The following is a 5,854-nucleotide window of genomic DNA, read 5'->3' on the forward strand; positions in this document are numbered from 1 at the left end:
AGTAAAAACAGAGAGGGAACAATGTATCCAAGTGACATAAGTGACAAAGAATGGGAAATACTAGAGCCATACGTTGCACAAGGGGCAATAGGAAGGCCAAGAAAACACGATATTAGAGCATGCAATAAGATATATAATGAAAGGAGGTTGTCAGTGGAGAATGCTGCCAAAAGATTTTCCGCCATGGAAAACAGTATACGACCACTATTTTAGGTGTCGCAATAATGGAAAATTACAACGAATACATGACTCTATGGCGAGGCTACGAAAATCTTAAGGAAAGCATGGTGATGCTCCACATAATAGCTTCTCAAAATTGTGGGTAAAAGTGAGATTTGAATCCAATAGAGCATTGCTGGCATACGATCAAAAGTTGGCTTAAACCGAGAATGCGTCAACAAAAGGACCTTTTTCTTCTTGTTGGTCAAGCCATTACAGAAGTCTATCATTTGGTTTGGGAAATGCTATAACCGGGAAAGATGGGGCATTAACACCTTTGATAAAGAAGTTGCTAGAAGCAAGCCTAGAAGGGAAAATGGAGAATTATCTATCAAATAATAGGGAAGAAGAAAATAATCGAAGAAACGGCAAAAGTGCGAAAACTTTATGAGGTTCAATATTATCGCCGGTATTGTGAACTTGAGGCACGGTTTTTAACCTTACTTTGTTTATCTAATCTCATATTCTGAGTTTTTCTCCTTTGATTCGCAGCAGATCTTAGGAAAAAAAGCTTTTACTTTTCAGGCATACAACGAACGAAACACAAATATAACTTGATGTCTATGAAATAATATAGTATCTAAATTGATGTAAATATAGTTGAAAAATAACCATGAAGTTTATCCAATCCCTGAATAATAAATTAGATGCATTGCATTTGCTAAACCACCCTTTTTACCAGTCATGGAACGCAGGAAATTTAAGCTTACAAAATTTACAAACCTATGCTAAAGAATACTATCACCATGTTTCTGCGTTTCCTCGCTATATCAGTAGTATTCATTCTCTATGCCCAGATCTAGAAACGCGGCAAGTTTTACTTGGTAATTTAATTGAAGAAGAACAAGGGGAAGAAAATCATCCAGAATTATGGAAGCGTTTTGCTGAAGGGCTTGGTGTTGCAAGGTCAAACCTTAATCAAGGTCCACAGCTAAAAGAAACACAAGAATTGGTTGATTGTTATTTCGATGCTGTGCAATCAGATTTTGCCTCAGGTCTAGGAGCACTTTATGCTTATGAACGTCAAACTCCGGAGGTTTCTAAGTCTAAGATTGAAGGTTTAAAAAAGCACTATGGAATAAGTGACAAGCGCTCCCTTCAATTCTTTGAGGTGCATATGGAAGCTGATGAATGGCACTCTGAAGAGTGTGCAAATCTCATTGAAAATTTGAGTGAAGAAGAACAAGGTAAAGCTGCAGAAGGTGCTGAAAAAGGTGCAAAGCTTCTATGGAAATTTCTTGATGGTATGCATAGAATTGCATGCTAGGATAAGCGTTTAATATAAAAGCTGTAAGTTTTAAGTTGTAAAAGTGTTTTTTTATTTCCTAATTCTGATAGTAATTGCTATTATAAGCTGAGAGTTTTTACAGGCAAAAGCTGTAGTAGATTTGTTTAAAAGTATTAGTGTGGTGTTAAATGGAGTATAATTCTGAAAAGAAGCCCTTGTGTAACCTTCTTATTTCGGATTTGCGGGTCTGGGTTCATTTAGGGTGCCGTGCAGAAGAAAGGTTTTATCCCCAGCTAGTCAGTATTAATATTGACTTTACTTTTAAATCTCCTCCTTTAGGTCTCACCTCTGATAAACTTGAAGATACTGTTTGCTATCTCAAAGCAGCAGAGCATATTCAACACCTTGTACAGGACAAACAATTTCACCTCATTGAGCATTTAACTCATGATATATATTTAACCATTAACAAATCTGTAGCACACAAAAAACATCTTATCTCTTTTATCAAGGTAACTGTGCATAAGGCTGCACCGCCTGTTCCTAATGTTCATGGAGGCGTCTTTTTTAGTTACTGCAATGAACCACAAGAAGATAATTAATGATTTATATTTCAATTGGCTCAAATATTGGAAATCGCCTTTCTTACTTACAAAAGGCCGTTAAATTACTAAAAGAGCGTTACTTTAAAGATTTAAAGTCTTCAATTATTTTAGAAACACAAGCCATTTTACCTGATACAGCTCCTAGTGAATGGAACAAACCATTTTTAAATATGGTTGTTTGTGGAAGTTGCTCACTTTCTCCTGAGGAATTATTAACAGGTCTAAAACAAATCGAATGTGAAATAGGCCGTCCACAAGGATATGAAAAGTGGTCACCACGCATTATCGACTTGGATATTGTAATATGGGGCAACTTAGTACTAGACACGCCACGTCTTACTATCCCTCATCCAGAATTAATGAACAGGCCATTTTTACTCCACCTGATAGCAATGCTCAATCCTATGAGTATATTGCCAATCAATGGTAAAACTTTTGGTGCCATTGCAGGTGATATTGAAGTTTGTTTTATAAAAAGTTTTGCATTGTCGCCAGAATTTGTAGGTATTGTAAATATTACTCCTGATTCATTCTCAGATGGCGGACTTTATCATGATGAAAACAAGGCCATCGAACATGCACTACAACTATTATCTGATGGTGCTAGCATCATTGAACTTGGTGCTCAATCAACAAGACCTGGTTCTTCTATACAAACTCCACAAACAGAGTATGCACGCTTAAAACCAGTACTTGATCATCTACATCAGCACATGGAAATCAAAATTAGCATTGATAGTTTTTGGCCAGAAGTTATATTGAATGTTTTGGAACGTTATAATATTACATGGATTAACGACGTTAAAGGAGATTTGAATGATGATACCTTAAAAGCCATTGCCCAGAGTGGGTGCAGTATTGTTATCATGCATTCACTCTCAATACCACCGAGTAAACATAACATTATTTCAGATAGCGTAAATCCAATAGATACTGTACACTGTTGGGCAGAGGAGAATATTAACAGGTTATTAGCTTTAGGTTTTGATCAGAGTTCAATCATTATTGATCCTGGTATTGGTTTTGGAAAATCTTCGTATCAAAGCATTTTGCTTTTACGTAATATAGAGGCATTAAAAAGGTTGGGTTGTAAAGTTTTGGTAGGTCATTCTAGAAAGTCATATATCTCTTCATTCGCAACAGGGTTACCTTGTGACAGAGATCTAGAAACAATCGCTTCATCATCTATATTACATAATAAAGTTGATTTTCTACGAGTGCATAATGTACGTGATCACATGAAATTTTTTGTAACTCAAGTTGCGTTGTATGGAAATGGTTAAAAAAATTATAGGAATTATGGCTGTTGACCCCAACGGATTGATAGGAATAGATAACAGGTTACCATGGCATTACCAAGACGAACTAGATAATTTTCGTCAATTAACTCATGGTCAAGTTGTTGTTATGGGAAGAAAAACATTTGAGACAATGCCACAAAGTGTATTAATAGATTGTACTCCTATTGTTTTTTCTCATAATAAGTTAAATCCTTGTTTTGATGAGGATATAAAATGCACTGTTGCTTCTTCCATGCAAGATTTCTTTTTAATTCAGAATAATTTAAAATGCTCTCAGATCTTCATCATTGGTGGCGCACAAATAGCGCACCTTTTTCTAGAACATAACCTAATCTCCGAGTTTATTATAACAAGAATTCACAGGTCTTATAAGGGCAATACATATCTTAACTTAACACTTCTCGATGAGTGGCACGAAACTATTGTGACTCGAACCCAGAATTACACTATATGTAAGTTAACACACAAAAACTACTGTGAAATACAATAGACCTCTTTCGAAACCGATGTATGTATGTTGAAGCAGTTCATACTCACCGTATTGAATGTGGGGAAAGTTTAGAACAGATTCTTGATCACTATGTTGCAGAATTATTAGATGAACAAGTGATCATTGCGATCACATCAAAAATAATTTCTGTTTGTCAAAGGCAAGTAGTTTGCAAAACTGCTTGTTCTAAAGAAGAGTTAATCAAAAAAGAAGCTGATGCGATTATTGACGTGGATAATAATCCCCATGATTTCTATTTAACAATCAAAAATGATGTCTTAATTCCATCTGCTGGAATTGATGAGTCAAATGGTAATGGGATGTATATTTTATACCCAAAAAATGTGCAAAAAACTGCCATATCTATATGGAATTATCTTAAAACAAAACATTGTATAAAACATCTTGGCATTCTCATCACGGACAGTAATGTAGTACCGATGCGTAATGGAGTTACTGGTATTGCGCTTGGTTGGTGTGGATTCAAACCATTGTACTCTTATATAGGTAAATCAGATATTTATGGCCAACCGCTGCAAACAACACACATTAACCTTCTTGATGCATTAGCAACATCTGCTGTGTTGGTTATGGGAGAAGGAAGAGAACAAACACCAGTAGCAATCATTAAAAACGCACTTAAAATTAGCTTTCTTGCCCGTCCACCAACTACAGAAGAGGAAAAAAGTGTAAAGATCTCTATAGAGAAAGATCTTTACTCTACTCTTCTCATGGGAGCACCTTGGCTAAAGCATGAAAAATGATGCTTGATATAGCAAACTACCAGATGTAGTAAAATAGCTCTAGAAATAAGCATTATTTCTGTTGACACGATATATGACATCCTTTACGATTAAAGTTAATAATAAAGTATGTATTAGTTATGTTTGCAGTAATTGAGACAGGCGGAAAGCAATATATAGTAAAGAAAGGTAGCATAATAAAAGTAGAAAAGCTAGAGGCCGAACAAGGAAAAGAAGTAGAAATCAGCAAAGTGGTTTGTCTTTCAGATAATGGTCTATCTCATTCACCTAACGCTACTGTTAAAGCTGAAGTATTAGAGCAATGCAGAGGAGAAAAGCTCATCATTTTTAAAAAGAAGAGGAGAAAAAATTACCGCAGAAAGACAGGTCACAGGCAGTATATAACTGTTCTTCGTATTAATGAAATTAATCTTCAAAAGTAAGGGGTATAGAATATGGCAACTAAAAAATCTGGTGGTAGTTCCTGTAATGGCAGAGACTCTATAGGTCGCAGGTTAGGGATTAAGAAGAATGGTAAAGTTATACCTGGTAATATAATTGTCCGCCAAAGGGGTACGAAATTTCATCCCGGAAAAAATGTCGGTATAGGTAAGGATCACACAATTTTTGCTAAAGTAGAGGGTTGGGTTAGTTTTAGAAGATCAGCCAATAAAAAGACCTTTATTGATATTATTCCTATTCAAGTATCAGCTTAACGCGGGTCTGTAGCTCAGGTGGTTAGAGCGCACGCCTGATAAGCGTGAGGTCGGAGGTTCAACTCTTCCCAGGCCCATTTACCCGTAGTTGCAAACTCCTCTCTAAGTTAGTTTTAGTATGGCAAAAACCCCCAATAATAGCTTGTTTTTACCCACATACATACGACATTTCGTACCTAATTATTTTCCCCAAAATTCCCATTTTCTTTACATAATATATTAGCTTTCACCTATTTTTCTCTAAAAGGTAGGACATTTTTTGCGGTTTAGAGAAAGTAAATAATTGAATTTTTTGTCACGCTGAAGAGAAGCCTTTTCTTTAAAAAAATCTCGCACAAAAAAGATATGCAAACTAGGACCAAATTCCCATAGCAGCACTCTGTACTTTCTATGTTGAGAAAATTTTCTTATTACATTGTACTGCCATATAGGCACACTAACGCTGCCAAACGAGTGTTCAGGATAGATTGCTTCCACTACAACCTCTACCATGACTTGCTCCAGCTCTTGTAATTTGTAAGTTATCTAACAAAGTTGCAGCACTTTGATCAT

8 protein-coding genes, 1 tRNA gene and 2 pseudogenes are annotated in these 5,854 nt (G+C 35.8%); all 11 read left to right on the forward strand.

From position 1 onward, the window contains the following. Nucleotides 1–213, forward strand: a pseudogene (locus IC220_RS07915) (hypothetical protein); the annotation flags it as partial. Continuing rightward, complete coding sequence (locus IC220_RS08115; RefSeq protein WP_223158793.1) at nt 161–277, forward strand: transposase; 117 nt, start codon at nt 161–163, stop codon at nt 275–277. The pseudogene IC220_RS07915 and the gene IC220_RS08115, both read left to right, overlap by 53 nt. 180 nt (nt 278–457) lie before the next feature. Continuing rightward, nucleotides 458–607, forward strand: a pseudogene (locus IC220_RS05865) (IS256 family transposase); the annotation flags it as partial. A gap of 225 nt (nt 608–832) precedes the next feature. Continuing rightward, nucleotides 833–1,486, forward strand: a complete 654-nt coding sequence (locus IC220_RS05870) for a CADD family putative folate metabolism protein (protein WP_188153565.1) — start codon at nt 833–835, stop codon at nt 1,484–1,486. Nucleotides 1,487–1,635: 149 nt separating this feature from the next. Continuing rightward, on the forward strand, nt 1,636–2,049 hold the full coding sequence (locus IC220_RS05875) for a dihydroneopterin aldolase (protein ID WP_188153566.1): 414 nt from the start codon (nt 1,636–1,638) through the stop codon (nt 2,047–2,049). Then, nucleotides 2,049–3,335: a dihydropteroate synthase gene (gene folP, locus IC220_RS05880; RefSeq protein ID WP_188153567.1), complete on the forward strand. Its 1,287-nt coding sequence runs from the start codon at nt 2,049–2,051 to the stop codon at nt 3,333–3,335. The genes IC220_RS05875 and folP overlap by 1 nt, the downstream gene beginning before the upstream one ends. Beyond that, complete coding sequence (locus IC220_RS05885) at nt 3,322–3,843, forward strand: dihydrofolate reductase (RefSeq protein WP_223158794.1); 522 nt, start codon at nt 3,322–3,324, stop codon at nt 3,841–3,843. Before folP ends, IC220_RS05885 begins: the two co-directional genes overlap by 14 nt. A 20-nt stretch (nt 3,844–3,863) precedes the next feature. Continuing rightward, on the forward strand, nt 3,864–4,607 hold the full coding sequence (locus IC220_RS05890; RefSeq protein ID WP_188153568.1) for a putative folate metabolism gamma-glutamate ligase: 744 nt from the start codon (nt 3,864–3,866) through the stop codon (nt 4,605–4,607). Between the two features lie 119 nt (nt 4,608–4,726). Further along, nucleotides 4,727–5,029, forward strand: a complete 303-nt coding sequence (gene rplU / locus IC220_RS05895; RefSeq protein ID WP_188153569.1) for a 50S ribosomal protein L21 — start codon at nt 4,727–4,729, stop codon at nt 5,027–5,029. A gap of 12 nt (nt 5,030–5,041) precedes the next feature. After that, a complete protein-coding gene (rpmA, locus tag IC220_RS05900) occupies nt 5,042–5,302 on the forward strand; it encodes a 50S ribosomal protein L27 (protein WP_188153570.1) in 261 nt (86 codons plus the stop codon). Nucleotides 5,303–5,305: 3 nt separating this feature from the next. Then, nucleotides 5,306–5,379, forward strand: a tRNA-Ile gene (locus IC220_RS05905). Nucleotides 5,380–5,854 lie beyond the last annotated feature (475 nt).

It is taken from the genome of Wolbachia endosymbiont of Pentalonia nigronervosa (genome assembly GCF_014534705.1).
In the GTDB taxonomy this organism is placed as follows: Bacteria; Pseudomonadota; Alphaproteobacteria; order Rickettsiales; family Anaplasmataceae; genus Wolbachia.